The following is a 24,811-nucleotide window of genomic DNA, read 5'->3' on the forward strand; positions in this document are numbered from 1 at the left end:
GGCCGTGGCGCGGGCTCTAAAAGGGCAGGAGCCCGCGCCGACTGTTTCAAGAAGTTCTTGGTTTGCCGTCAATGGCCGGTTCTGCATCCTTTGTAGCAGGTGTGGCGCCGGTCAGGTGACGGGCGATGAGCCCGCGATACCCGGCAGCGCCGAGGCAGGCACCGACAATCGGTGCAAAAATCGGAATCAGGAAGTACGGAATATCGCGGCCGCCAGTGAAGGAAATTTCACCCCAGCCGGCGAAGAAAGTCATCAGTTTCGGACCGAAGTCACGCGCCGGGTTCATCGCAAAACCGGTCAGCGGGCCCATCGAGCTGCCGATCACGGCGATCAGCAAGCCGATCAGCAGCGGAGCCATCGGGCCTTTCGGCAGACCGTTGTTGTCATCGGTCAGGGCCATGATCACGCCCATCAGGATCGCGGTGATGATCATCTCGACCAGGAATGCCTGAGCGGTGGACAGTACCGGATTGGGGAAGGTCGAGAACACCGAGGCCAACTCAAGGCTGGCGGCGGTGCCACGCACCATGTGGTGAGTTTGTTCGTAATCGAAGAATAGATTGCTGTACAGCGTGTACACCAACAGCGCACCGCAAAACGCGCCGGCGATCTGCGACAGGATATAGAACGGCAGTTTGCGCTTTTCGAAGTCGGCGAAAATGCTCAGGGCAATGCTCACGGCGGGGTTCAGATGCGCGCCGGAAACCCCGGCGGTCAAGTAGATCGCCATGCTCACGCCGACGCCCCAGATAATGCTGATTTCCCACAGACCGAAGCTGGCGCCCGCGACTTTGAGCGCGGCGACACAGCCAGTGCCGAAAAAGATCAGAAGTGCAGTCCCCAGAAACTCGGCCAGGCATTGGCCGGAAAGCGATGGTTGCTGTAAAGCAGTTGTCATTGAAAACCTCGATTTTTGTTGTTGTCTGGCGCATTTGCCGTCAGGGCAAGGCGCGATTTTCCCCGGGGCAGGATCCCCATCCTGTTCCCGGTTTACTGCTGGGTGCTGCGGTGATGATAATTCTTACATTATTCAGATTCGAAAAAATATAGACAAGAAACAAACCTGTCAAAGGTCGAAAGTGAACCATCGGTCACAATTAAACTATCAGCCTGCTGAATGATCCTGCGGAAGATGGCGGCGATAGTCCGGCGATTCGCCTGCAACGCCCGGAAAACGGGGCTCGCGCTAGAGCCTTTTGCGATGTGATGGCCTAGAATCCGGCGCAGGATTTTTCTGTTGATGCCGAGCCTGGAGCTGCCATGACCCCTGCGTTGGACTTGTTGAAAAAAGTTCGTGCCGAACATCGCGTGCACAGTTACGAACATGATCCCAAGGCCGCGTCCTATGGGCTGGAGGCCGCCGAGAAACTGGCGCTGGAGCCGGCGCAGGTGTTCAAGACGCTGCTCGCTGCCAGCGAAAAAGGTGAATTGCTGGTGGCGGTGGTGCCGGTCGTCGGAAGTCTTGATCTCAAAGGTCTGGCACACGCGGCGGGCGTGAAGAAAGTCGAAATGGCTGACCCGGCTGCGGCACAGCGTTCCACCGGTTACCTGTTGGGCGGCATCAGTCCGCTGGGGCAGAAGAAGCGTCTGCGCACCTTCATCGATAACTCGGCCCAGGGCTTTGCGACTATTTATGTCAGTGCTGGCCGACGCGGTCTGGAAGTCGAATTGGCGCCGGCGGTTCTGGCTGAACACACCCAAGCCAAATTTGCCGACATCGGTCGTGCATGAACTTGCGTTCTGTATGAAGAAAATTGCCCGGTTCTGTCACTGGCGCTGAGCGCAGCGTGGCTGCATGCTCTGCCGATTCACTTAGGGAGAAGGTTATGCAGCTCGAATTTCATCAGGTTGATGCGTTCAGTGATCGGCCGTTCAGTGGCAACCCGGCGATGGTGTATCGGCTCGATGCATGGCTCGCGGACGATTTGATGCAGAAGATCGCCGCCGAACACAATCTGGCAGAAACCGCGTTCGTGGTGCGCGAAGGCGCGGCGTGGCACATCCGCTGGTTCACCCCGACCACCGAGGTGCCGCTGTGCGGGCATGCCACACTGGCCAGCGCCTATGTGTTGTTCGAGGTCTACAAGGAAAATGCCGAGCGACTGGACTTCATCTGCAAGTCCGGGCCGCTGAGCGTCAGCCGCGAGGGCGATCGCCTGTGGCTGGACTTCCCGTCGATTGTGCCGTCAGAAATTGGCGTGACGCTGGATGTCGAGCGTGCGCTGGGCGTCGAGGCGGTGGATGTGCTCGGTTCCAACGAATTGTTTGTGGTGCTGGAGTCGGAGCAGGCAGTGCTCGACTGCAAGCCGGACATGGTAGCGCTGGCGAAACTGCCGTGGCTCGGCGCCATCGTGACGGCGCGCGGCAATCAGCACGATTTCGTCTCGCGTTATTTCGCTCCGGCGATTGGTATCAACGAAGATCCGGTGACCGGCTCGACGCATTGCAGCCTGATTCCGTATTGGTCGAAACGTTTGGGCAAATCCAGTTTGACCGCGTGCCAGCGTTCGGCGCGGGGCGGGGAGTTGTTCTGTCGGCTGGAGGGGGAGCGGGTGAAGATCGGCGGGAATGCGACGCTGGTGGCAAGCGGCACGCTGATCCTGGGTTGAACCCAAAACCAACTGTGGGAGCGGGCTTGCTCGCGAATGCGGGGTGTCAGACGACCTCTTCGTTGACTGACACAGCGCATTCGCGAGCAAGCCCGCTCCCACAGTTTTGATCCGGGGCGGATCAGAGGGCGGCGCTGTAGCGGCGGACGCCGTTTTCCACCGCCGGGATTTGTGCCGCGGTACTGCCGCTGGCCTGGAACAGGACAAGGTGTTCGGCGGCGACGCGAATCCCCACCTCCGCCCCCACCTGATGGTCGGCATGGCTCGGGAAGATCGATTCCAGCTGCGCACCGGTCGGCAGTTGCAGGCGATACAGGGTCGAGGCACCCAGGAAAGTCTTGCCGACGATCCGCGCTTTCAACCCGCTGTCCGGCGCATAAACGATGTCATCCGGACGCAGCAATACATCCACCGCACCGCCCACCGGCCAGGTGTAGGCGCGGTTGCCGCGCAGTTCGCCGAGTTCGGTCTGCACCGACTCCGGGCTGCCGAGCTGGCCGCGGATGAAATAACCCTGACCGATGAAGCTGGCGACAAACGGCGTCGCCGGCTCATGGTAAAGGTTGTAGGGCGTATCCCATTGCTCCAGGCGACCTTCCTTGAATACACCAACGTGATCGCTGACGGCGAAGGCTTCTTCCTGATCGTGAGTCACCAGAATCGCGCTGGTGCCACGGGCCTTGAGGATGTCGCGCACTTCGTGGCTGAGCTTGCGCCGCAGTTCGCCATCGAGGTTGGAGAATGGCTCGTCGAGCAGCAGCAATTGTGGCTCCGGCGCCAGTGCCCGGGCTAGGGCAACACGCTGTTGCTGGCCACCCGATAACTCGTGGGGAAAGCGCTTGCCTAGATTCTTCAGATTGACCAGTTCCAGCAGCTCCTCGGTGACGCGCTCCTTGTTCGGGTGCTTGCGGATACCGAAGGCGATGTTGTCTGCAACACTCAGGTGCGGGAACAGCGCGTAATCCTGAAACACCATGCCGATCCGGCGTTTCTCTGGTGCCAGGGTGAAACCGGCGCTGGAAATGGTTTCACCTCCCAGGGTGATTTCCCCTTCATGCACCGGTTCAAAACCGGCAATCGCGCGCAGGGTGGTGGTCTTGCCGCAGCCGGACGAGCCGAGCAGGCAGCCGATGTCACCGGCGTTGAGGTGCAGATTGAGGTTCTGCACCACGCGTTGATCTTGATAGCCGCAAGCGAGGTTGCGCAGATTCAGCAGTAATTCATGGCTCATGCGTGGTGATATGCCGGTTCGACGAGGAACTCGAGCAGGGCCTTCTGTGCGTGGAGACGGTTTTCTGCCTGATCCCAGGCGACGGAGCGCGGGTCATCAAGCAGGTCGAGGCTGATTTCTTCACCGCGGTGCGCCGGCAGGCAGTGCATGAACAGCACATCTTCGGCCGCCAGATCGAGCAGGGCGCGGGTCACCTGAAACGGAGCGAACAACTTCAGGCGCTTGGCAGTTTCCTCTTCCTGACCCATCGAAGTCCAGACATCGGTGCTCACCAGATGCGCACCGCGCACGGCATCTTGCGGATCACGGACGATGGTCACGCGATCGCCGGCGCGGGCGACAAATTCCGGATTAGGCTCGTAGCCCTGCGGGCAGGCAACGCGCAACTGGAAGTCGAACTGGATCGCCGCTTCTATATAGCTGTTGCACATGTTGTTGCCGTCGCCGATCCAGGCCACGGTCTTGCCCTGGATCGAGCCACGGTGCTCAAGGAAGGTCTGCATGTCGGCCAGCAACTGGCAAGGGTGCAGGTCATCGGACAGGCCGTTGATCACCGGCACGCGCGAGTTGGCGGCGAATTCGGTCAGGGTGCTGTGGGCAAAGGTACGGATCATCACCGCGTCGAGCATGCTCGACATGACGATGGCGCAGTCGCCGATCGGCTCGCCACGGCCCAGTTGGGTGTCGCGTGGCGACAGGAAGATCGCCTGGCCACCGAGCTGGATCATGCCGGCCTCGAAGGAAATCCGGGTACGGGTCGAGGACTTCTCGAAGATCATCCCCAGGACGCGGTTTTTCAGCGGCTCGAACAGTACGCCGCGGTTACGCAGGTCCTTGAGCTCAACGCCTCGACGGATCACGCTGACCAGCTCTTCGGGCGTGCAATCCATCAGGGAGAGAAAGTGCCTTGCGCTCATCATTGACTACCTTTTTGCTACAGACCGCAGATGCTCAAAGCCTTGTTTAACGGAACAACGGGCGAGACCTGCGGCGTAAGCCGCACGGGGCGACGAAATTGGGGAAGGCGCGATATTGACACTAAATGTCGCGTTACGCCAATAGGCTACGGTTTTTGCGGGATTCGGAGGGCGCACGGGATGTTGCAGTACGCATGTGAAGCCGGGTTCAGGACAGCAGCAAGCCTCTTTGTACACCGGCCTCGCGGGGCTTGGCAATGCGGCGTGGCGGGGATCACGTCGACCAGGTCGGTTTACGAGCGTGGCGCCATGCCATCACTTGGTCGGATGCTCAGACTGAAACATTTGCTAAAGCAAAGTGCTGGGTTATAAATAAGTTTCGAGCGACGCAGGAAGCTTCCGCATGGAATCGAAAGAAAAACTGTTAATGGAACTGTTGGGCCACACAGCTCGCTCACTGACCCATCTCACCGCGTCGGTCACTTCGATGTCTTTCGAGCTGCTGCGCAGCGAGGACGAAGTGGTCAAGACCGCCGGCCGCCACATGATCGATCGCATGGCGACCATCAGTGCCGGGCTCGACGAGCACTGGCGGTTGATCGGCGAACTCACCGGCGTGCACGTTGCCCACGAGCAGATCGAAACCATTCAGGAAATTCAGTTGGCCGCGCCGCCGCAGCTGCCGTCGAACTGAGCATGGCGGTGTATCGGCTCGCCTGATAACCGTCGATTCACAAGACGAACGTCGCTGGCGCAGGATCTGCGCCGGGGCCATAGTTTTGTTCCCGCGGGCCTGATTGCCTGCCCAGAACAAGACAGAGACTGGCCATGACCAAGACTCTCCATCACCGTGCCTGCCACCTGTGCGAAGCCATCTGCGGCCTGACCATCGAGACCACCGAAACCGATGGCAACGTCGCGATCACCTCGATCAAGGGCGACGCGCTCGACACGTTCAGTCGCGGGCACATCTGCCCCAAGGCCGTAGCCCTGCAAGACATCCAGAACGATCCCGACCGCCTGCGCCAGCCGATGCGCCGGGTCGGCAGCGAATGGCTGCCGATCGAGTGGGACGAGGCCTTTGCGCTGGTGGCCGAGCGTCTGGCGGCGATTCAAGAGCGTCACGGGCAGAATGCGGTGGCGGTCTACCAGGGCAACCCGAGCGTGCACAACTATGGGCTGATGACCCACAGCAACTACTTTCTCGGCCTGCTGAAGACGCGCAATCGCTTCTCGGCGACTTCGGTCGATCAGTTGCCGCATCACCTGAGCAGTTACCTGATGTACGGCCATGGCTTGCTGCTGCCGATCCCGGACATCGATCACACCGATTTCATGCTGATCCTCGGCGGCAACCCGCTGGCATCGAACGGCAGCATCATGACCGTGCCGGATGTCGAGAAACGCCTGAAGGCGATTCAGGCGCGTGGCGGCAAAGTGGTGGTGGTCGATCCCCGGCGCAGCGAAACGGCAGCTATCGCCGATCAGCACTTGTTTGTGCGGCCGGGTGGCGACGCGGCGCTGTTGTTTGGCTTACTCAATACGCTTTTCAGCGAAGGGCTGACCCGTGACAGCCACTTGCCGGTTGATGGCCTTGATGAAGTGCGCGCAGCCGTCGCAACCTTCACTGCCGAAGCCATGAGCCCGCTGTGCGCCGTTCCCGCTGAACAGATCCGCCAACTGGCCCGGAACTTCGCCGCTGCACCAAGCGCTGTTTGCTACGGCCGGATGGGCGTTTCCACTCAGGCCTTCGGCACGCTATGCCATTGGGTCGTGCAGTTGATCAATCTGGTGACTGGCAATCTCGATCGCGTCGGCGGTGCCTTGTGCACAGAGCCAGCGGTGGATCTGGTGGCATCGACCTCGGGCGGGCATTTCAACAAATGGCAAAGCCGGGTCTCCGGGCGACCCGAGTACGGCGGCGAGTTGCCGGTGTCGGCGCTGGCCGAAGAGATGCTCACCGAAGGCGAAGGGCAGATTCGCGCACTGATCACCGTGGCCGGCAATCCGGTGTTGTCGACGCCGAACGGCCGGCAACTGGAGCAGGCGCTCGATGGTCTGGAGTTCATGCTCAGCATCGACCTGTACATTAACGAAACCACGCGCTACGCCGATCTGATTCTGCCGTCGACCTCGGCGCTGGAGAACGATCATTACGACACTACTTTCAATCTATTCGCGGTACGCAACGTCACCCGCTTCAACCGGGCGATTCTCGCCAAGCCCGAGGGCGCATTACACGACTGGGAGATCTTTGTCGGTCTAGCCAAGGCGTTTGCCGAGAAGACCGGCAAGGAGCTGAAACCGACGATGCCGCCGGCGAAGATGATCGACATGGGGCTGCGCATGGGCCTGTATGGCGATGCGTCCGAGCAAAAGCTGTCATTGGCGACATTGTTCGATCATCCGCACGGGATTGATCTTGGGGCGTTGAAGCCTAATCTGGCTGCACGCCTCAAGACGCCGAATCAACGGGTGCAGGCTGCGCCGCCGGAAATTCTCGCCGATCTCGCACGCTTTGCGGCCTTGCAGGCGCCGGCGGCCGATGAGCTGCTGATGATCGGCCGGCGCCATGTGCGCAGCAACAATTCGTGGATGCATAACTATCATCGTCTGGTGAAGGGCAAGCCACGGCATCAATTGCTGATGCACCCGGATGACCTCGCCAGCCGTGGGCTCAACGATGGTCAGTTAGTTCGCGTCAGCTCGCGGGTAGGGCAGATCGAGGTCGAGGTGCTCGGCAGTCTGGACATGATGAAGGGCGTGGTCAGCCTGCCGCACGGTTGGGGACATGCTCGGCCGGGCGTGCAAATGGCAATCGCCAGTGGGCAGCCGGGATCGAGTGCCAACGACCTGACCGATGAATGCCAGCTCGACGAGTTGTCGGGTAACGCCGCGCTCAATGGCGTACCGGTGACGGTGGCGGCGGCCTGAACGTGACCGTCGGGGAGACCGAGCATGGCGCTCGGGATTCCGTTACAATGCGTCACCGTGCCGACCCATGAGTCGGAAAGTTCAGCCGAGGTGCTCCATGGATATCATCGAAACGATTAAAGAGCAGATTGCCAACAACACCATTCTGCTTTACATGAAAGGCTCGCCGAATGCCCCGCAGTGTGGCTTCTCCGCGAAAGCTGCGCAGGCTGTAATGGGCTGTGGCGAGAAGTTCGCCTACGTCGACATCCTGCAGAACCCGGAAATCCGCGCCAACCTGCCAAAGTACGCCAACTGGCCGACTTTCCCGCAACTGTGGGTCGGCGGTGAGCTGGTCGGCGGTAGCGACATCATGGCTGAAATGTTCGCCAACGGTGAGCTGCAGACTCTGGTCAAGGAAGCATCGGCCAAGGCTGCTGCGGCCAAGTCCGAAGCCTGATCCGGCTTTTGTGGGAGCGAGCAAGCTCGCTCCCACAGGGATCTGCATCTGATCCGGGATTTGCCAATAAAAAGCCCCGCATCTCGAAAGAGGGCGGGGCTTTTTAGTGTCGCGAATTCAGCGGGCGCTTATTTACTCTTCGCCCATCTGCGATTGCAGATAGTTCTCAAGACCGACTTTATCGATCAGGCCCAGTTGGGTTTCCAGCCAGTCGATATGCTCTTCTTCGGATTCGAGAATGTCTTCGAGCAGTTCACGGCTGCCAAAGTCGCCAACCGATTCGCAATGGGCGATGGCGGCTTTCAGATCGGCGTGGCCGGTCTTCTCGATACGCAGGTCACATTCCAGCATCTCCTGGGTGTGCTCGCCGATGTGCAGCTTGCCCAGATCCTGCACGTTCGGCAGGCCTTCGAGGAACAGAATGCGCTTGATCAGCTTGTCCGCGTGTTTCATCTCGTCGATGGATTCGTGGTACTCGTGCTTGCCCAGCTTGTTCAGGCCCCAATCTTCATACATGCGTGCATGCAGGAAGTACTGATTGATCGCGACCAGTTCATTGGCAAGGATCTTGTTGAGATGCTGGATGACTGTAATGTCGCCTTTCATGATGGGAGTCCTGCCCTGTATTAGCTGTATATAAGGCGGAGTTTGAGCTTGGTACTTATAAGTGTCAAACCTAAGTTATTGAATAATAAATGAAATTAAATCTGAATAAGAATGTTTGTGTTCCGCGTCTAACGCCTAAGCGCTTGATTTGCGGGCATAAAAAAACCGGACATATGCCCGGTTTTTTGAAATGGGGGGGTAATTATGCCGCCGTAAATTCTACAGGGTAGGGGATCGCAGCCTGAGCGGTTTGCAGCTTGGTCAGGGTTTCGCGAACCACTTCCTTGGCAAGGCACGCACATTTGCCGCATTGGCTGGCGACGCCGGTGGCCTGGCGGACTTCTTTGTAGCTGCAGCAACCTTCATAGATCGCTTCGCGGATTTGTCCGTCGGTGACGCCAGTGCAGAGACAAACATACATAAGTGAGAACCGTCGCTGGTTGTGACTCAATTGCGATGGATCTTAATGTTAACGAGAATGATTGTCAAAGTGCTTTCTGAATGGTTTTCGATCGAAAGGCCGGTCACTGACGAACGGTGATTAATGGCGAATTGCCTGGCCCCGAAAATGCTGGTCCGTTATCCGCCTTGGGCAAAAAACCGTTAAGGACAGGCGAAAAACGCAGTGTATGATGGTCGGCCCTTGCGAAGAGGGTTCGTGTCACAGGGCTGTCGCCTCAAGGTGGCAGGCTGGCCCGGGCCCTGAACTTCAAGTTATTCACCAGGAGATATCCATGAGCGTACTCGTAGGCAAACAAGCCCCAGACTTCACCGTCCCGGCCGTACTCGGCAATGGCGAGATCGTTGACAGCTTCACCCTGTCCTCGGCCATCAAAGGCAAATACGGCCTGGTGTTCTTCTACCCACTGGACTTCACCTTCGTCTGCCCGTCCGAGCTGATCGCTCTGGACAACCGCATGGCCGACTTCAAGGCGCGCAACGTGGAAGTGGTTGCCGTGTCGATCGACTCGCACTTCACCCACAACGCCTGGCGCAACACTCCGGTCAACAATGGCGGCATCGGCCAGGTGAAATACACCATGGCTGCCGACATGAAGCACGAAATCGCCAAGGCCTACGACGTTGAGTCCGAAGGCGGCGTGGCTTTCCGTGGCGCGTTCCTGATCGACGACAAGGGTGTTGTTCGCTCGCAGATCATCAACGACCTGCCGCTGGGCCGTAACATGGAAGAGCTGATCCGTCTGGTCGACGCGCTGCAATTCCACGAAGAGCACGGCGAAGTCTGCCCTGCCAACTGGAAAAAAGGTGACAAAGGCATGAACGCTTCGCCAGAAGGCGTTGCGGCTTACCTGACCGAGAACGCTGCAGCCCTGTAAGGCGCAACGTCGCGGTACAAAAAAACCGGCCCATGTGGCCGGTTTTTTTATGCGCGGGAAATACCCGACGAGGATCAGTCGTCGAAGTCTTCCCAGCCGCCCATCTGTTTCCAGCGGTTGACGATGCCGCAGAACAGCTCGGCAGTCTTCTCGGTGTCGTAACGCGCCGAATGCGCTTCACGGCCGTCGAAGTCGATGTCCGCTGCCTGACAGGCTTTGGCCAGGACGGTTTGACCGTAAGCCAGACCGGCCAGTGTCGCGGTGTCGAAGCTGGAGAACGGGTGGAACGGGTTGCGCTTCATGTCCAGACGCGCAACCGCAGCATTCAGGAAGCCCAGGTCGAAGCTGCTGTTGTGGCCGACCAGAATCGCGCGCTTGCAGCCGTTGGCCTTCAGCGCCTTGCGGATGCCACGGAAGATGTCGGTCAGCGCAGTTTCTTCGCTGACGGCCATGCGCAGCGGATGGTCGAGCTTGATGCCGGTGAATTCCAGCGCTGCCGCTTCGATGTTGGCGCCTTCGAAAGGTTCGACACGGAAGAAGTAGGTGTGGTCCGGGTAAACGAAACCCTTTTCGTCCATGGCGATGGTGGTCGCGGCAATCTCCAGCAGAGCGTCGGTGGCCGAATTGAAGCCACCGGTCTCTACGTCGACGACAACCGGCAGGTAACCGCGAAAACGCGCTGCCATTGGGTGACGGGAACCGCCGCCGCCACCTTGACCGTCCAGTTCGTCGTCGAAATGGTCTTCACTCACGCGTGTTCCTCCAGCAGGCGCCAGCGCAGTTTTTCACCGGCGCGCAGCGGAATAACGGTCAGCTCGCCAAATGGCAGGCTGGTCGGGGCGGTCCATTCTTCGCGAACCAGGGTGATGCGATCGGTGTTGGTCGGCAGACCGTAGAAATGCGGGCCGTTGAGGCTGGCGAACGCTTCGAGCTTGTCCAACGCGTTGCGCTGTTCGAACGCTTCGGCGTACAGCTCGATGGCGGCGTACGCGGTGTAGCAGCCGGCGCAGCCGCAGGCGGCTTCCTTGGCATGCTGGGCGTGCGGCGCCGAGTCGGTGCCGAGGAAGAACTTCGCGCTGCCGCTGGTGGCGGCGTCGAGCAGGGCTTCCTGATGGGTATTGCGCTTGAGGATCGGCAGGCAATAGAAGTGCGGCCGGATCCCGCCCACCAGCATGTGGTTGCGGTTGTACAGCAGGTGATGCGCGGTGATGGTGGCGCCGACGTTGGCCGAAGCCTCGTTGACGAACTGCACCGCGTCGCCGGTGGTGATGTGTTCGAACACCACTTTGAGCGTCGGGAAACGCTCGACCACACGGCGCATGTGCTCATCGATGAAGATCTTTTCGCGGTCGAAGACGTCGACATCGCCACGGGTGACCTCGCCGTGGATCAGTAGCGGCATGCCGACTTCAGCCATGGCTTCCAGCGCCGGGAAGATCTTGTCGATGCTGGTCACGCCGGAATCGGAGTTGGTGGTGGCGCCGGCCGGGTACAGTTTGGCGGCGTGCACGAAACCGCTGGCCTTGGCCTCACGAATTTCTTCGGGCTGGGTGCGGTCGGTGAGGTACAGCACCATCAGCGGTTCGAAGCGACTGCCGGCCGGGCGGGCAGCGAGAATCCGCTGGCGATAGCCGTCGGCTTCAGCGGCGTTGCGCACCGGTGGTACCAGGTTGGGCATGATGATGGCGCGGCCAAAGGTGCGCGCAACATCGGCAACGGTATTGGTCAACACGGCACCATCGCGAAGATGAATGTGCCAGTCGTCGGGACGCAGCAGGGTCAGGCGGTCGGACATGAGGGGATTCCAGGCGGGTCAAACTGAGGGGAATGCTACCGGAAAAGACTCTTGCAGGCACCCGCTATCAAGTTTTGCAGGAACCTTCCGATATCCCGTAGGTATGCCGTAAACATAGTGTGAATCGGTCTTTGTGTTACAGAAGCCAATGGAGCCTCCCGTGCGCCAGCGATATTTAGCCTTGCTCAGTGTGTTTGCCAGCCTCCCTGCGATGGCGCTGACCTACCAGACGCGTCTGGAGAACATTGAGTGGACGGTCGAGGGCGACAAGTTCGAGTGCCGCCTGACCCAGCCGATCACCGATTTCGGCTCGGGCCAGTTCGTGCGTAAGGCCGGCGAACAAGCGATATTCCGCCTCAATGCCTACAACGCCATGCTCGGCGGCGGTTCGGCGACGTTGCTTGCGGCGGCGGCGCCATGGCAGCCGGGGCGCAACGACATCAATCTGGGCAGCGTCAGGATCGGCACCGGCAACGTGCTGTTCAACAGTTCGCAATCGCAGGCCGGCGGGCTGATCAGCGGTTTGCTGGACGGTCGCAGTCCGGTGGTGCGCCGTGCGTCTGGCGATGGCCGGGTTTCGGAAGTGCGTCTGCTGCCGGTGAAGTTCAGCAAAGCGTTCAATGATTACCAGACGTGTGTGGCGAAGTTGCTGCCGCAGAATTTCGATCAGGTGAAGCAATCGCAGATCGGCTTCCCTGGCGAAGGCACCGATCTGGATGCCGCCGCCAAGGCCAGGCTGCAGGTGATGCTCGAGTTCATGAAGGCCGATCCGACGGTCAATCACATCGAACTGGATGGCTATTCCGACAACAGCGGCAACCGTCTGACCAACCGTGAGCTGTCGCGTCGTCGCGCGCTGGCGGTGGTCGACTTTTTCAAGGCCAACGGCATCGCCGAATCGCAGATCACCGTGCGTTTCCACGGCGAGCAATACCCGCTGGTGCCGAACAACAATGCGGCCAACCGGGCGAAGAATCGCCGGGTCAGCGTGAAGCTTGCACGAGTGGCGCCGACTACCGCGCCAGCACCGCAAGCCAGCACACCTGCCAACGCTGCGGCGACTTCCTGACCCGCCGGTCATCGTCGCGCTGTCGACAGATTCTGTCGCTTTGTCGTCTTAAGCTGTCGCGCCTCTGTAAATTATCGGATTTGAGCGGTAGACTCCTCGGCTTTCCGTAGAACCCCGTGGAGTGATGGCATGGCGGACGTAAACAAGGTCGTTCTGGCGTATTCCGGCGGCCTGGACACTTCGGTGATCCTCAAGTGGCTGCAGGATACTTATAACTGTGAAGTGGTGACCTTCACTGCTGACCTGGGTCAGGGCGAAGAGGTCGAGCCGGCTCGCGCCAAGGCTCAGGCCATGGGCGTCAAAGAAATCTACATCGACGACCTGCGCGAAGAATTCGTGCGTGATTTCGTGTTCCCGATGTTCCGCGCCAACACCGTTTACGAAGGCGAGTACCTGCTGGGTACTTCCATCGCACGTCCGCTGATCGCCAAACGCCTGATCGAAATCGCCAACGAAACCGGCGCCGACGCCATTTCCCATGGTGCCACCGGCAAGGGCAACGACCAGGTGCGTTTCGAACTGGGTGCCTACGCACTCAAGCCTGGCGTGAAAGTGATTGCCCCTTGGCGCGAGTGGGACCTGCTGTCGCGCGAGAAGCTGATGGACTACGCCGAGAAGCACGCGATCCCGATCGAGCGTCATGGCAAGAAGAAGTCCCCTTACTCGATGGACGCCAACCTGCTGCACATCTCCTATGAAGGCGGCGTGCTGGAAGACACCTGGACCGAGCACGAAGAAGACATGTGGCGCTGGACCGTCTCCCCGGAGAAGGCTCCCGACACCCCGCAATACCTGGAACTGACCTACCGCAACGGCGACATCGTCGCGCTGGACGGCGTCGAAATGACTCCGGCCACCGTACTGGCAACGCTGAACAAGATCGGTGGCGCTCACGGTATCGGTCGTCTGGACATCGTTGAAAACCGTTACGTGGGCATGAAGTCCCGTGGCTGCTACGAAACCCCGGGCGGCACGATCATGCTGCGCGCGCACCGCGCCATTGAATCGATCACCCTGGACCGCGAAGTCGCTCACCTCAAAGACGAGCTGATGCCGAAATACGCCAGCCTGATCTACACCGGTTACTGGTGGAGCCCGGAGCGTCTGATGCTGCAACAGATGATCGATGCTTCGCAGGTCAACGTGAACGGTGTGGTTCGCCTGAAACTGTACAAGGGCAACGTGATCGTTACCGGCCGCAAGTCCGACGACTCGCTGTTCGACGCCAACATCGCCACCTTCGAAGAAGACGGCGGCGCTTACAACCAGGCCGACGCGGCGGGCTTCATCAAGCTCAACGCGCTGCGCATGCGCATTGCTGCCAACAAAGGCCGCAAGCTGTTCTAAGCCTTGCAGGGCTGTAAAAATGGCGGCTTGTCTCAATGACAATGCCGCCATTTTCTTTTCTGTGTTTGTCTGACGTTAATCCAGAGCTTTGGTCATTGCCGCCAACTCCAGCATTTTCTTGAATGTCCACTTCAGGCATCTACTCTGCGCTCATGCTCCTCTCAAAACCGTGGTGCTTTGTGTGCTCACGTTGTAAGCAACGAGAAGTTTGGCGCCTCCGCTTTTTTTCGACTGTTTGATAAGGCTCGGGATAATTTGCTTGAGCAAAACGTCGCACGCAGAGTCGGTCAAAAATACCACTGCCTTGGCTGAGTGTTTGCCAAGATGCGGAAAGTGTTCTGCCAGTGCATTGAACGCCTGTGGGCTACTCAACCGACGTACGTCTATGGCGCACAATGTGCCGATGGATTTAGGCAGCTGAATGTTGTGCTCAATCCACGGTCGCTCCGGGCAGGATTCGTCAGCGCTGCAAGGAGGGAGTTGCCTGAGGTCAACGCTATGTACAGACAACGTCCACTCCAATCCGTTGGCAGTTGATACTTCGCCTACCACAGACGCTCTTGCTGGAGGCGAACAGGAGTGGAGCTCGGGCTGTTTCAACTCCTCGAAACTTTTTAGAAAACTGTCGTCCTTATCGAAGTCCGAGGGCGCATAGAGCGAACGGTAGTTGAAGTTCAGCGTTAAAAAGAATAGCAATAGCAAGTAAAACGGAAAGCTGATCAGGAACCAGATGTAGACTTCTCTTTCGGCGTTATCAAGAAAGGGTAAGGAAATGGCAGCCGATGATTCGGAAATAAATGCAAATATCGCAATTACAGTCATGGGGTTGGTTATTTTTCTTCTGATTTTTATCATGGGATGTGCTCATTAATTATGTATTTCCAATACGTATGTTGAGTTGTTTTGTATGGGGTGTTGCAACTTGCTGGTCGAGATAATTTTTATATTAAATGATAACGCTTGGATAGAAGTATCTTGTTTCAGATGTTGATTTATCAAAGTATTTTTGATTGGTTTTACGTTGTTTTTTTCAACTTATAAGCTGCCGGGGCTGGCGCTGTGTAGCGATGTGCAGTCAATGGATTATCGCGTTTTTTCAGCCGCTCGCTGAGCCGTCTGCCTCGAAAGTAGAGTTTGCGTGGCTTTCAGGACGACATGTTTTTTGCGTCGATGTGAAGGCCAGAAGATACGTCATACCATTTGAAAGTCGGCCGTATGGGTTTTTTTGTAGGAATAATCTTTATTTGCTGTAGGGAATGTCTTTTGCTGGGATTGCAATGAAACTCTCTTGTGCCATGTCAGAAGTGACTGGGCTATTGTGCGTGCTCTAAAAATTCGAACAGCGAAACTGGACTTGCCCATGAATAAAGTGCTGATCGTGGATGATCATCCCGTCATTCGTCTTGCTGTGCGTATGCTGATGGAGCGTCATGGCTACGAAGTCATTGCAGAAACGGATAATGGTGTGGATGCTTTGCAACTTGCGCGTGAACAGATGCCGGATATCGTTATTCTGGATATTGGAATACCGAAACTCGATGGTCTTGAAGTTATTGCGCGTCTGAACTCGACACCCATGCCGTTGAAAGTACTGGTGTTGACCTCCCAGGCACCGGGTCATTTTTCAATGCGCTGCATGCAGTCAGGTGCTGCGGGTTATGTATGTAAGCAACAGGATTTGACTGAGTTGCTGAGTGCGATCAAAGCGGTACTGTCCGGCTACAGCTATTTTCCAAACCAGGCCCTGCACACCGTGCGTACCAGTCTTGGTAATGCCAGTGAGGCCGATATGGTGGATCGCCTCTCCGGGCGGGAAATGATGGTGTTGCAGCAATTGGCGCGTGGCAAGACCAACAAGGAAATCGCCGACGGCATGTTTCTCAGCAACAAGACGGTCAGCACTTACAAGACCCGTCTGTTATTGAAGCTCAATGCCCGCTCGCTGGTGGACCTGATTGAATTGGCACAACGCAACGGACTGGTCTGATGATCAGGAATACCGACGGGGCATGGGCCGCTCAGTGTCGGATTCAGCAGAAAGTAAAAAGCCTCCGGTTCGGGAGGCTTTCAAGTGTCAGAGATCAAAATCGTAATCGGCCAACTGCTTTTGCAGTCGGCGCTCCTCAAGCAGGTTATCGATGGTGCGACGTTTACTCAGATTGGTCTTGGCGACCTCGACCACCGGTTCGGCGTCGTCGGTATCCACAACGGTAAAATCTTCATCTACGTCCAGTTGTTCTTTGCTGTCAGTCATAAGGTGAACTCCAGGCTAAGACTGCCTTTGGCGCCCCTTATATCGATATTCCTGCTGCGGGTAAAAAAGATTTTTTCAATCGAAGAATCAATTATTCCAATAGCCAATCAATCGTCCGAGGTTTTGTGTTTGTACTCACACAAATCTTCGATGCGGCAGCTGCCACAGCGTGGCTTGCGCGCCAGGCACACATAGCGACCGTGCAGAATCAGCCAGTGGTGGGAGTCCAGCAGGTAGTCTTTTGGCACAAACTTCATCAGCTTCTTTTCCACTTCAACCACATTTTTACCCGGGGCAATGCCGGTGCGGTTGCTCACGCGAAAAATGTGCGTGTCGACCGCCATGGTCAACTGGCGAAAAGCGGTATTGAGGACCACGTTGGCCGTCTTGCGACCGACGCCGGGCAGCGCTTCCAGTTCTTCACGCGTCTGCGGGACTTCGCCATTGTGCAACTCGACCAGCATGCGACAGGTCTCGATCACGTTTTTCGCTTTGCTGTTATAGAGGCCGATGGTCTTGATGTATTCGGACAGCCCTTCGACGCCCAGCGCGTGGATCGCCGCCGGGGTATTGGCCACCGGGAACAGTTTGGCCGTAGCCTTGTTGACGCCGACGTCAGTTGACTGCGCCGAAAGAATGACCGCGATCAACAACTCGAACGGTGAGGAATAGGCCAGCTCGGTCTTCGGCTCGGGATTGTCTTCATGAAGTCTGCGGAAAATTTCCAGACGTTTGGCGGCATTCATGGGTGATGTGTTTCCTTGGAGAGAGCGGTCGAGCGGGTCCAGGCCTGGCGGGCGGCGAGCAGTAGTCCGAGCACGATGAAGGCGCCGGGAACCAGGGTGAGCAAGTGCAGCCCGTCGCTGAACAGAACCAGGCCTTGCCAGTGTTCCGACAGGCCACGGCCGATGTGGCCCTGGCCGAACAGTTCACGCAGTACCGCCAGCGCCAGTAGCAGCCCGCTCGACAGGCCAAAAAACGTCAGGCGCAGGCCAAATGCCTGACGAAAGAATCCATTGTATTCCAGCACTACGCATTGCAAGGCGATCAGCCCGGCATAGATTCCGACTGACTGTTGCCACTGCAACGCCCAGCGCTGCGCGAGGATATTGGCGCAACTGGTCAGGGCGGCGGCCAGCAGCAGACTGGCCAGCATCAGGTTGTTGCCAGACAACCGTGAGCGCAGCGGGCCGATGCATGCGCCGTAAACCACCACCACAACGCTCGACATCAACAGCATGCCCAGCGCGCCAGCCAATGTCGCGCTGGTGCCAAGCAGCAGCATCAGCATCAACGTGTTTGTCAGATTCGTTGGCCGGATCATGATCCGCTCCCCAGCAAGGTTGCGCGGTGCTCATCAAAGTAACGCAGGGCGTCATGAATGGCATTGACGGTGGCCCGGGAAGTGACGGTTGCCCCGGCCAGTTGATCGAACTGTCCCTGATCTTTTTTCAGCGCCCAGCCTGCGTCGTCAGGTGCGTTGCGTGATTTACCGGTAAAAGTCGCCAGCCATTGGTTCGGCCAGTCGCCGATAAGTCCGCCGAGCGCCGGGGTTTCGTTGTGCCGCAGGGTTTTTACCCCCAGCAGTCTGCCGTTGGCATCGATGGCGATCAGCAGTTCGATAGCGCCGGCATAGCCCTCGGTCTGGGTGCGCAACAACACTGCCACTGGCTGACCGGATTTGCTTGCGCGGTAACCAGCCAGCAGCGTGCTGTGGCTCAACGTTGTATCAGTCAGCGCCAGCGGCTGCTCCAGCGGCTGATTGTCGTAGGCATCGGTCGCGAGTAGATCCAGCAATTTGCGGCTGTCGAGTAGGCGTTGCTCGCTGGCAATCTGCGGCGCACTGGCGCGCTGCACGACATAGGTCAGGCCGAGACCGGCACCGGCCAGCAGCACAAGCGCCACGAAAGCAGCTGCGCGGCTCATGATTGCACCTGCGTCTGGCGGGCAGCGGCAAAACGTTCCAGAGCCGGTACACACAGATTCATCAGCAACACGGCAAACGCGACACCGTCCGGGTAGCCGCCCCAGGTGCGGATCAGGTAGGTCAGCAAGCCGACACCTACGCCGAACAGCAGCCGGGCCAGCGAACTTTTGGCGCCGGATACCGGTTCGGTAATGATGAAAAAGGCACCGAGCATGGTCGCGCCGCTCAGCAGATGAAACAGCGGCGAGCCGTGGGAATCGGAACCCGAACCGTTCCAGCAGAGCAGGCTGACTACAAACAGGCTGGTCAGCATGCCAACTGGCGCTTGCCAGGCAATCACCCGGCGCTGCAATAAAAACAGTCCACCGGCGAGAAACGCCAGATTGATCCACTCCACGCCGCGTCCACCGAAACGGCCGAACGCCGGATTGGCCGCGAACAATTCATCCATGGTCAGACTTTTGTTGATGCGCAGGCTGTCCAGCGCGGTGGCTTGAACCCAGGCATCCGGGGCCTGACCCAGATTCAGGACCTGTGCAAAAGCGGCCTGCAGACTCATGCCATGCGCCGGCCAGTGGGTCATTGGCTGCGGGAACAGCAGCATCGCCAGGGCGAAACCGAGCATGGCCGGATTGAACGGATTCTTGCCGATGCCACCGTATAAATGTTTGCCGAACAGCAGGCCCGAAGCCACCGCCGTAACTGTCAGCCACCATGGGCAATAGGGTGGCAGGGCGGCGGCCAGCAGTGTCGCGCTGACCAGTGCGCTGCCATCGCTGAGCGTTGGTTGCAGTGGTTGTCGGCGCAGGCGGGCGACGCCGGCCTCGATCAGCAGCGCGGTGCTCGCCGCCAGGATCAGGTTGATCAACACGCCCCAGCCGTAGAACCAGAACAACGCCAACAGCCCCGGCAGCGTGGCCAGCAGCACCCGCTTCATCGCCTGTTGCAGGCGATCATCCGGTGCTTCACGGGGCGACATGATCTTGCACCTGACGCTCGGCGGCCTGCAGGCGAGCGCGGGCCTTGTCGAGGACTTCGCCCGGCGTGTCGGCGCGGCGTTCGAGTTTGTTCAGGTCGGCGCGGGCGTAGGCCAGTTCGGTTTTCAACTGGCGGAGCTGATTGTCGATCGGGCGCTTTTCCACCCGCAGCAGGTCAGGCGCAGGCTGCTCGCTCGCCGTCTCGGCGGCGTGAAGGGCTTGCTCGGCGTCACGCAGTGCCTGTTCCAGCGTGGCAATTTGCTCGGCTGGCGCTTCGGCGGTCTGGGCCTTTTTCAATTCGGCGCGCCGCATCGCCAACTGGATTTTCGCCCGTTTCAGGTCGGCGTCTTTCGCCGGAACCGGGGCCGCAGCGGCTGGAGCGGTGGCGGCGCTGCTTTCGAGTTTCGCCAACGCCTGTTCGGCGGCTTCAAACTGCTGTTGCAACACGATCAGTTGCGATTGCTGTTCGAAGGTCGGCGGATGGCCGAAGGCTTTCAGCGATTTGTGCAATTGCGCGCGACTCATGGCGACATCGATCTTGGCTTTTTTCAATGCCGCGTCGGCGGTTGCGGCTTTCTGCGCGCGCACCCGTTCCAGAGCGGCCTGCACCGGATCGAGAGTAACCACCGCCGGTTGCGCTGCACGCTGCGCCCGGGCTTCGCGCTCAGCCTGTTTCTGCTGTTCTTCGCGCTGCAGGCGGGCGTTGCGGCGTTCAAAATGCTGGCGCGCATGATCGCGTTTGGCCGCGCGTGCGCGCAGTTCTTCAAGGCTGGAAGCCAGGCCACCGACCACCGGCAAGGTGCCGAGTGGCAGCGGATGCATTTCGATGCAGTCCACCGGGCACGGCGCCACGCACAGGTCGCAACCGGTGCATTCGTCGATCAGTACGGTGTGCATCAGTTTCGCCGCGCCGACGATGGCGTCGATCGGGCAGGCCTGGATGCACTTGGTGCAGCCGATGCACTCGGCCTCGCGGATGTACGCCACTTGTGGCGGTGCCGAGCCACGGCTGACGTCCAGTTCCAGCACCGGCACGTTCAACAGTTCAGCCAGGGCGGCGACGGTTTCGTCACCGCCGGGCGGGCACTTGTTGATCGGTTCGCCATCGACGATGCCTTGCGCATACGGCTTGCACCCGGGGTGGCCGCATTTGCCGCATTGGGTCTGCGGCAGGAGGGCATCGATGAGTTGAATCAGACTCATGTTTTGATCAGTCCACTGAATCCGAGAAAAATCACTGCGATCAGTCCGGCGCCGATCAGGTCGATCGGCAAGCCGCGAAAGGGCAGGGGAATGTCGTTGTCCGCCGTGCGTTCACGCAAGTCGCTGAACAGGCTCAGCACCAGCCAGAAACCCAGCCCGGCGCCGATGCTCAGCGCTGTTGCTTGCAGCAGGCCGCGATCATTTTGCGCGTTGATCAAGGCCAGCCCCAGTACGCCGGCATTACCCAGCAATAGCGGCCACAGTCCGTCGAACGGCCAGTCTGGCAGCGCACGAGCCAACAGCTTCAGCAGCGGCGCGATCAGCAGCACGCTGAGCGGCAAGAATACAAACAGCTGCAGTGCCTGCAATTGCAGCGGCACCAGTAGCCAGTGCCAGAGCACGTACCCGATGAAGCCGACGCTCAGCATCAGGCACGCCGTCGCCAACCCCAGCGCATGCACCTGGCGCCGACTGCCGGCCAGCAGCGGATCGACACCCAGCGGCCAGTGCAACACGAAGTTGTTGAGCAGGGCGGCACTGATCAGCGTAAGCGCAAGTTCGGTCATGGTTCTGCCGGCAGCAACGGGCGGGTGTCACTTAAGGTTAGGCATTATCCGGCACCCGCGATGGGTGGGCCAGATATGAAAAATCCCACAGGCCTGCAGAACATGCCTGTGGGATCGTTTCAGCGCTGGGTCTTACTTGATGCGTTGACCCGGCTTGGCGCCGCTGTCCGGGCTCAGCAGGTAGATTTCTTCACCGCCAGGGCCGGCGGCCATCACCATGCCTTCGGAAATACCGAACTTCATTTTCCGCGGCTTGAGGTTGGCGATCATCATGGTCAGGCGACCGTCGAGTTTCGACGGATCCGGGTAAGCGCTCTTGATCCCGGAGAACACGTTGCGCTGCTCGTCACCGATGTCCAGCGTCAGGCGCAGCAGCTTGTCCGCACCTTCCACGTGTTCAGCCTTGACGATCAAAGCCACGCGCAGGTCGACGGCAGCAAAGGTGTCGAAGTCGATTTCCGGCGACAGCGGATCCTTGGCCAGTTCGCCGTTGCCCGCAGGCGCGGCAGCGCCAGTGTCGGTCTGGCTGGCGGTCAGGTCTTCTTTCGAGGCGTCGGTCATGGCTTGCACTTTTACCGGGTCGATGCGAGTCATCAACGGCTTGAATTCATTGAGCTGATGGTTGGCCAGCAGCGTGGTGTGGTCGTTCCAGGTCAGCGGGGCGACGTTGAGGAATGCCTCGGCGTCGGCGGCCAGCAGTGGCAGCACCGGTTTGAGGAAGATCACCAGCTGGCGGAACAGGTTGATGCCGGTGGCGCAGATCGCCTGGACTTCATCCTGCTTGCCCTCCTGCTTGTTCAACGACCATGGGGCCTTGTCGGCGATCCAGGCGTTGGCGCGGTCGGCCAGGGCCATGGTTTCACGCATGGCGCGGGCAAAGTCGCGCGCTTCATAGGCGTCGGCAATGCTTGGCGCCGCAGCGAGGAACGCTTCGGTCAGCTCTGGCGCAGCGTTGTTGTCGACCAGCAGGCCGCCGTTGCCCTTGTGGATGAAACCGGCGCAACGGCTGGCGATGTTGACCACTTTGCCGACCAGGTCGGAGTTGACCTTCTGCACGAAGTCTTCGAGGTTCAGATCGAGGTCATCGACGCCACGGCCCAGTTTGGCCGCGTAGTAGTAGCGCAGGTATTCCGGCGACAGGTGATCCAGGTAGGTACGGGCCTTGATGAAAGTGCCACGGGACTTGGACATCTTCTGGCCGTTGACGGTCAGGTAGCCGTGCACGTTGATCCCGGTCGGCTTGCGGAAACCGGCGCCTTCGAGCATGGCGGGCCAGAACAGGGCGTGGAAGTTGACGATGTCCTTGCCGATGAAGTGGTACAGCTCGGCGGTGGAGTCCTTGCCCCAGAACGCGTCGAAGTCCAGCTCCGGCGTGCGGTTGCAGAGGTTCTTGAAGCTGGCCATGTAGCCGATCGGCGCGTCCAGCCATACATAGAAATACTTGCCCGGCTCGCCCGGGATCTCGAAACCGAAGTACGGCGCATCGCGGGAGATGTCCCACTGCTGCAGGCCGGCGTCCAGCCACTCGGCGATCTTGTTGGCCACGGCGTCCTGCAAGGTGCCGCTGCGGGTCCAGGTCTGCAGCATCTGCTGGAAGTCTGGCAGTTTGAAGAAGAAATGCTGGGAATCCTTGAGCACCGGAGTGGCGCCGGAGATCGCCGACTTCGGATCCTTCAGATCGGTTGGCGCGTAGGTCGCACCGCATTTTTCGCAGTTGTCGCCGTATTGGTCTTCGGTGCCGCATTTCGGGCAGGTGCCCTTGATGAAGCGGTCGGCCAGGAACATTTTCTTTTCCGGATCGAAATACTGGGTGATCGAGCGCTGGGCAATGTGCCCGGAGTCACGCAGCTTCAGATAGATCTGGCTCGACAGCTCACGGTTTTCTTCGGCGTGAGTGGAGTGGAAGTTGTCGAAGTCGACCAGGAACTCGGCAAAGTCGGCGCTGTGTTCAGCCTGCACGTTGGCGATCAGTTGTTCCGGGGTGATGCCTTCCTTTTCCGCGCGCAGCATGATCGCCGAACCGTGGGCGTCGTCGGCACAGACATAGATGCATTGATTGCCGCGATGCTTCTGGAAGCGCACCCACATATCGGTCTGGATGTATTCCAGCATATGGCCAAGGTGAATCGAACCGTTGGCGTAGGGCAGGGCGCTGGTGACGAGGATCTTGCGTGGTTCGGACATGTGGGGCTTCGCTACTTGATGAAACGGAGGTCGGCCACTATAAAGCGCTGGCGCATATTTTTCACCCTGTGCCGCTGGGTACTTTGAGAGCATTTGTAGCGAGGGGATTCATCCCCGATGGGTGGCGAAGCCGCCCCCAAACCCGATATCAGGGCCTATCAGGTACACCGCGGGTGATGGTTCTGCGACTGCTGCGCAGCCGATCGGGGATAAATCCCCTCGCCACAGGTGCTGACTTGCTCAAGTAATCAGTTCGCCACAAATCTGCGTCGAGGTTACGATACCCGCCATCTTTTCCCAGTCTTGTTATCGGAGTTGCCCATGAGTGCCGTCACTCGCGCAGCGGTGGAAGCCGTCCTCAGCCAATACACCGACCCCTACCTGAACCAGGACCCGGTCAGCGCCGGTTGCGTGAAGCACATCGAGATCGATGGCGACCGCGTGAAGGTTCAGATGGAAATCGGCTACGCCGCCGGTCTGTTCAAGAGCGGCTGGGCACAGTTGCTGCAGCTGGCCATCGAAAACCTCGATGGGGTGACGATCGCCAAGGTCGAGGTCAACAGCGTGATCGCCGCGCACAAGGCCCAGGCGCAGATCCCGGGCCTGGCCAACGTCAAGAACGTGGTCGCCGTGGCTTCGGGCAAGGGTGGTGTGGGCAAGTCGACCACGGCGGCCAACCTCGCGCTGGCGCTGGCCCGTGAAGGCGCCAAGGTGGGGATTCTCGACGCCGACATCTATGGCCCGAGCCAGGGCATCATGTTCGGCATCCCCGAGCGCACCCGCCCCGAGGTCAAGGATCAGAAGTGGTTCGTGCCGCTCAAGGCCCACGGTGTCGAAGTCATGTCGATGGCGTTCCTGACCGACGACAACACGCCGATGGTCTGGCGCGGGCCGATGGTCTCCGGCGCACTGCTGCAACTGGTCACGCAAACCGCGTGGGGTGACCTGGATTATCTGGTGATCGACATGCCCCCAGGTACCGGCGACATCCAGTTGACCCTGGCGCAGAAAGTCCCGGTGGCCGGTGCGGTGATCGTCACTACTCCGCAGGATCTGGCGTTGCTGGACGCGCGCAAAGGCGTGGAAATGTTCCGCAAGGTCAACATTCCGGTGCTGGGCGTGGTGGAAAACATGGCGGTGCACATCTGCTCGAACTGCGGACATGCCGAACATCTGTTCGGTGAGGGCGGTGGCGAAAAGCTGGCGACCCAATATGGCGTCGAACTGCTGGCCTCGCTGCCGCTGTCGATGCTGATCCGCGAGCAGGCCGATGGCGGCAAGCCAACGGTGATCGCCGAGCCGGACAGCCAGATTGCCATGGTCTACCAGGAACTGGCTCGCCACGTCGGCGCGCGCATTGTGCTGCAGGAAGCGGCGACACTGGCGATGCCAAATATCAGCATCAGCGACGATTGA

26 protein-coding genes are annotated in these 24,811 nt (G+C 59.3%); 10 read left to right on the forward strand and 16 right to left on the reverse strand.

Annotated features, from left to right (window positions below; genetic code table 11):
- Positions 1-46: 46 nt before the first annotated feature.
- Positions 47-898 carry an MIP/aquaporin family protein gene (locus KCG87_RS17225; RefSeq protein ID WP_027612073.1) on the reverse strand — a complete coding sequence of 284 codons (852 nt, stop codon included), beginning with the start codon at positions 896-898 and terminating at the stop codon, positions 47-49.
- A 362-nt stretch (positions 899-1,260) separates the two neighbouring features.
- On the opposite strand from KCG87_RS17225, the gene ybaK reads away from it, so the two are divergent.
- Together ybaK and KCG87_RS17235 are read left to right on the forward strand one after the other, a co-directional pair.
- Entirely contained in the window at positions 1,261-1,731 is a 471-nt protein-coding gene (ybaK, locus tag KCG87_RS17230; RefSeq protein WP_003227741.1) for a Cys-tRNA(Pro) deacylase, read from the forward strand.
- Between the two features lie 95 nt (positions 1,732-1,826).
- Positions 1,827-2,609 (forward strand): PhzF family phenazine biosynthesis protein, encoded by a 783-nt coding sequence (locus KCG87_RS17235; protein ID WP_123588589.1) that lies wholly within the window; start codon positions 1,827-1,829, stop codon positions 2,607-2,609.
- A 121-nt stretch (positions 2,610-2,730) separates the two neighbouring features.
- On the opposite strand, the gene KCG87_RS17240 is transcribed toward KCG87_RS17235, so the two are convergent.
- Positions 2,731-3,840 carry an ABC transporter ATP-binding protein gene (locus KCG87_RS17240; protein ID WP_096795147.1) on the reverse strand — a complete coding sequence of 370 codons (1,110 nt, stop codon included), beginning with the start codon at positions 3,838-3,840 and terminating at the stop codon, positions 2,731-2,733.
- Positions 3,837-4,757 carry an ornithine carbamoyltransferase gene (gene argF, locus KCG87_RS17245; protein WP_047296204.1) on the reverse strand — a complete coding sequence of 307 codons (921 nt, stop codon included), beginning with the start codon at positions 4,755-4,757 and terminating at the stop codon, positions 3,837-3,839. Before argF ends, KCG87_RS17240 begins: the two co-directional genes overlap by 4 nt.
- A 403-nt stretch (positions 4,758-5,160) precedes the next feature.
- On the opposite strand from argF, the gene KCG87_RS17250 reads away from it, so the two are divergent.
- The 3 genes from KCG87_RS17250 to grxD all read left to right on the forward strand — a co-directional run bounded on the left by KCG87_RS17250 (position 5,161) and on the right by grxD (position 8,130).
- Entirely contained in the window at positions 5,161-5,451 is a 291-nt protein-coding gene (locus tag KCG87_RS17250; protein ID WP_027612069.1) for a hypothetical protein, read from the forward strand.
- A 134-nt stretch (positions 5,452-5,585) separates the two neighbouring features.
- Complete coding sequence (locus KCG87_RS17255; protein ID WP_134787229.1) at positions 5,586-7,691, forward strand: molybdopterin oxidoreductase family protein; 2,106 nt, start codon at positions 5,586-5,588, stop codon at positions 7,689-7,691.
- Between the two features lie 97 nt (positions 7,692-7,788).
- The gene (gene grxD / locus KCG87_RS17260; RefSeq protein WP_003227729.1) at positions 7,789-8,130 is read left to right on the forward strand and encodes a Grx4 family monothiol glutaredoxin; all 342 of its coding nucleotides are present in this window, start codon (positions 7,789-7,791) and stop codon (positions 8,128-8,130) included.
- Positions 8,131-8,262: 132 nt separating this feature from the next.
- Here grxD and bfr read toward each other — a convergent pair whose 3' ends face one another.
- Positions 8,263-8,736, reverse strand: coding sequence for a bacterioferritin (bfr, locus tag KCG87_RS17265; RefSeq protein ID WP_003227727.1), 474 nt, complete (start codon positions 8,734-8,736; stop codon positions 8,263-8,265).
- 202 nt (positions 8,737-8,938) lie between these two features.
- Positions 8,939-9,157, reverse strand: a complete 219-nt coding sequence (locus KCG87_RS17270; RefSeq protein ID WP_003227725.1) for a bacterioferritin-associated ferredoxin — start codon at positions 9,155-9,157, stop codon at positions 8,939-8,941.
- 313 nt (positions 9,158-9,470) lie between these two features.
- On the opposite strand from KCG87_RS17270, the gene KCG87_RS17275 reads away from it, so the two are divergent.
- Entirely contained in the window at positions 9,471-10,073 is a 603-nt protein-coding gene (locus tag KCG87_RS17275) for a peroxiredoxin (RefSeq protein WP_007963972.1), read from the forward strand.
- A 74-nt stretch (positions 10,074-10,147) separates the two neighbouring features.
- Here KCG87_RS17275 and rnt read toward each other — a convergent pair whose 3' ends face one another.
- Positions 10,148-10,825, reverse strand: a complete 678-nt coding sequence (gene rnt / locus KCG87_RS17280; RefSeq protein WP_007963973.1) for a ribonuclease T — start codon at positions 10,823-10,825, stop codon at positions 10,148-10,150.
- Complete coding sequence (gene pyrC, locus KCG87_RS17285) at positions 10,822-11,868, reverse strand: dihydroorotase (protein WP_098965370.1); 1,047 nt, start codon at positions 11,866-11,868, stop codon at positions 10,822-10,824. The genes rnt and pyrC overlap by 4 nt, the downstream gene beginning before the upstream one ends.
- A gap of 160 nt (positions 11,869-12,028) precedes the next feature.
- Between pyrC and KCG87_RS17290 the strand changes: the two genes are divergently transcribed.
- Entirely contained in the window at positions 12,029-12,937 is a 909-nt protein-coding gene (locus KCG87_RS17290; RefSeq protein WP_098965368.1) for an OmpA family protein, read from the forward strand.
- Between the two features lie 129 nt (positions 12,938-13,066).
- Complete coding sequence (locus KCG87_RS17295) at positions 13,067-14,284, forward strand: argininosuccinate synthase (RefSeq protein ID WP_027612065.1); 1,218 nt, start codon at positions 13,067-13,069, stop codon at positions 14,282-14,284.
- A 150-nt stretch (positions 14,285-14,434) separates the two neighbouring features.
- Here KCG87_RS17295 and KCG87_RS17300 read toward each other — a convergent pair whose 3' ends face one another.
- Entirely contained in the window at positions 14,435-15,139 is a 705-nt protein-coding gene (locus KCG87_RS17300) for a hypothetical protein (RefSeq protein WP_210558479.1), read from the reverse strand.
- 505 nt (positions 15,140-15,644) lie between these two features.
- Here KCG87_RS17300 and KCG87_RS17305 point away from each other — a divergent pair.
- Positions 15,645-16,271 carry a response regulator transcription factor gene (locus KCG87_RS17305; RefSeq protein ID WP_003227711.1) on the forward strand — a complete coding sequence of 209 codons (627 nt, stop codon included), beginning with the start codon at positions 15,645-15,647 and terminating at the stop codon, positions 16,269-16,271.
- Between the two features lie 87 nt (positions 16,272-16,358).
- On the opposite strand, the gene KCG87_RS17310 is transcribed toward KCG87_RS17305, so the two are convergent.
- From KCG87_RS17310 to metG, 8 genes are all read right to left on the reverse strand, one after another.
- On the reverse strand, positions 16,359-16,538 hold the full coding sequence (locus KCG87_RS17310) for a hypothetical protein (protein ID WP_027612063.1): 180 nt from the start codon (positions 16,536-16,538) through the stop codon (positions 16,359-16,361).
- Between the two features lie 107 nt (positions 16,539-16,645).
- The gene (nth, locus tag KCG87_RS17315; protein ID WP_003227707.1) at positions 16,646-17,284 is read right to left on the reverse strand and encodes an endonuclease III; all 639 of its coding nucleotides are present in this window, start codon (positions 17,282-17,284) and stop codon (positions 16,646-16,648) included.
- Positions 17,281-17,862, reverse strand: coding sequence for an Rnf-Nqr domain containing protein (locus tag KCG87_RS17320; protein ID WP_210558476.1), 582 nt, complete (start codon positions 17,860-17,862; stop codon positions 17,281-17,283). The genes nth and KCG87_RS17320 overlap by 4 nt, the downstream gene beginning before the upstream one ends.
- Positions 17,859-18,464, reverse strand: coding sequence for an RnfABCDGE type electron transport complex subunit G (locus KCG87_RS17325; protein WP_210558475.1), 606 nt, complete (start codon positions 18,462-18,464; stop codon positions 17,859-17,861). Before KCG87_RS17325 ends, KCG87_RS17320 begins: the two co-directional genes overlap by 4 nt.
- Entirely contained in the window at positions 18,461-19,444 is a 984-nt protein-coding gene (locus tag KCG87_RS17330; RefSeq protein ID WP_210558473.1) for an RnfABCDGE type electron transport complex subunit D, read from the reverse strand. The genes KCG87_RS17325 and KCG87_RS17330 overlap by 4 nt, the downstream gene beginning before the upstream one ends.
- On the reverse strand, positions 19,431-20,645 hold the full coding sequence (gene rsxB, locus KCG87_RS17335; RefSeq protein WP_210558471.1) for an electron transport complex subunit RsxB: 1,215 nt from the start codon (positions 20,643-20,645) through the stop codon (positions 19,431-19,433). Before rsxB ends, KCG87_RS17330 begins: the two co-directional genes overlap by 14 nt.
- Positions 20,642-21,211 (reverse strand): Rnf-Nqr domain containing protein, encoded by a 570-nt coding sequence (locus KCG87_RS17340; protein WP_103367379.1) that lies wholly within the window; start codon positions 21,209-21,211, stop codon positions 20,642-20,644. The genes rsxB and KCG87_RS17340 overlap by 4 nt, the downstream gene beginning before the upstream one ends.
- A 132-nt stretch (positions 21,212-21,343) precedes the next feature.
- Positions 21,344-23,395: a methionine--tRNA ligase gene (gene metG / locus KCG87_RS17345; protein WP_134787223.1), complete on the reverse strand. Its 2,052-nt coding sequence runs from the start codon at positions 23,393-23,395 to the stop codon at positions 21,344-21,346.
- Positions 23,396-23,716: 321 nt separating this feature from the next.
- Here metG and apbC point away from each other — a divergent pair, with 321 nt between their 5' ends.
- The gene (apbC, locus tag KCG87_RS17350; RefSeq protein ID WP_210558470.1) at positions 23,717-24,811 is read left to right on the forward strand and encodes an iron-sulfur cluster carrier protein ApbC; all 1,095 of its coding nucleotides are present in this window, start codon (positions 23,717-23,719) and stop codon (positions 24,809-24,811) included.

The organism is Pseudomonas sp. MWU347, assembly GCF_017947305.1.
Classification (GTDB): Bacteria; Pseudomonadota; Gammaproteobacteria; order Pseudomonadales; family Pseudomonadaceae; genus Aquipseudomonas; species Aquipseudomonas putida_A.

What these genes read in the sequence shown, in the direction of transcription:
- KCG87_RS17240 (WP_096795147.1), bottom strand. Translation starts at nt 3,840, where the DNA reads ATGAGCCATGAATTACTGCTGAATCTGCGCAACCTCGCTTGCGGCTAT.
- KCG87_RS17305 (WP_003227711.1), top strand. Translation starts at nt 15,645, where the DNA reads ATGAATAAAGTGCTGATCGTGGATGATCATCCCGTCATTCGTCTTGCT.
- KCG87_RS17270 (WP_003227725.1), bottom strand. Translation starts at nt 9,157, where the DNA reads ATGTATGTTTGTCTCTGCACTGGCGTCACCGACGGACAAATCCGCGAA.
- KCG87_RS17320 (WP_210558476.1), bottom strand. Translation starts at nt 17,862, where the DNA reads ATGATCCGGCCAACGAATCTGACAAACACGTTGATGCTGATGCTGCTG.
- KCG87_RS17310 (WP_027612063.1), bottom strand. Translation starts at nt 16,538, where the DNA reads ATGACTGACAGCAAAGAACAACTGGACGTAGATGAAGATTTTACCGTT.
- KCG87_RS17250 (WP_027612069.1), top strand. Translation starts at nt 5,161, where the DNA reads ATGGAATCGAAAGAAAAACTGTTAATGGAACTGTTGGGCCACACAGCT.
- apbC (WP_210558470.1), top strand. Translation starts at nt 23,717, where the DNA reads ATGAGTGCCGTCACTCGCGCAGCGGTGGAAGCCGTCCTCAGCCAATAC.
- metG (WP_134787223.1), bottom strand. Translation starts at nt 23,395, where the DNA reads ATGTCCGAACCACGCAAGATCCTCGTCACCAGCGCCCTGCCCTACGCC.
- bfr (WP_003227727.1), bottom strand. Translation starts at nt 8,736, where the DNA reads ATGAAAGGCGACATTACAGTCATCCAGCATCTCAACAAGATCCTTGCC.
- grxD (WP_003227729.1), top strand. Translation starts at nt 7,789, where the DNA reads ATGGATATCATCGAAACGATTAAAGAGCAGATTGCCAACAACACCATT.
- KCG87_RS17295 (WP_027612065.1), top strand. Translation starts at nt 13,067, where the DNA reads ATGGCGGACGTAAACAAGGTCGTTCTGGCGTATTCCGGCGGCCTGGAC.
- KCG87_RS17235 (WP_123588589.1), top strand. Translation starts at nt 1,827, where the DNA reads ATGCAGCTCGAATTTCATCAGGTTGATGCGTTCAGTGATCGGCCGTTC.
- nth (WP_003227707.1), bottom strand. Translation starts at nt 17,284, where the DNA reads ATGAATGCCGCCAAACGTCTGGAAATTTTCCGCAGACTTCATGAAGAC.
- KCG87_RS17300 (WP_210558479.1), bottom strand. Translation starts at nt 15,139, where the DNA reads ATGATAAAAATCAGAAGAAAAATAACCAACCCCATGACTGTAATTGCG.
- KCG87_RS17225 (WP_027612073.1), bottom strand. Translation starts at nt 898, where the DNA reads ATGACAACTGCTTTACAGCAACCATCGCTTTCCGGCCAATGCCTGGCC.
- pyrC (WP_098965370.1), bottom strand. Translation starts at nt 11,868, where the DNA reads ATGTCCGACCGCCTGACCCTGCTGCGTCCCGACGACTGGCACATTCAT.
- KCG87_RS17325 (WP_210558475.1), bottom strand. Translation starts at nt 18,464, where the DNA reads ATGAGCCGCGCAGCTGCTTTCGTGGCGCTTGTGCTGCTGGCCGGTGCC.
- KCG87_RS17340 (WP_103367379.1), bottom strand. Translation starts at nt 21,211, where the DNA reads ATGACCGAACTTGCGCTTACGCTGATCAGTGCCGCCCTGCTCAACAAC.
- rsxB (WP_210558471.1), bottom strand. Translation starts at nt 20,645, where the DNA reads ATGAGTCTGATTCAACTCATCGATGCCCTCCTGCCGCAGACCCAATGC.
- KCG87_RS17330 (WP_210558473.1), bottom strand. Translation starts at nt 19,444, where the DNA reads ATGTCGCCCCGTGAAGCACCGGATGATCGCCTGCAACAGGCGATGAAG.
- KCG87_RS17275 (WP_007963972.1), top strand. Translation starts at nt 9,471, where the DNA reads ATGAGCGTACTCGTAGGCAAACAAGCCCCAGACTTCACCGTCCCGGCC.
- KCG87_RS17255 (WP_134787229.1), top strand. Translation starts at nt 5,586, where the DNA reads ATGACCAAGACTCTCCATCACCGTGCCTGCCACCTGTGCGAAGCCATC.
- argF (WP_047296204.1), bottom strand. Translation starts at nt 4,757, where the DNA reads ATGAGCGCAAGGCACTTTCTCTCCCTGATGGATTGCACGCCCGAAGAG.
- ybaK (WP_003227741.1), top strand. Translation starts at nt 1,261, where the DNA reads ATGACCCCTGCGTTGGACTTGTTGAAAAAAGTTCGTGCCGAACATCGC.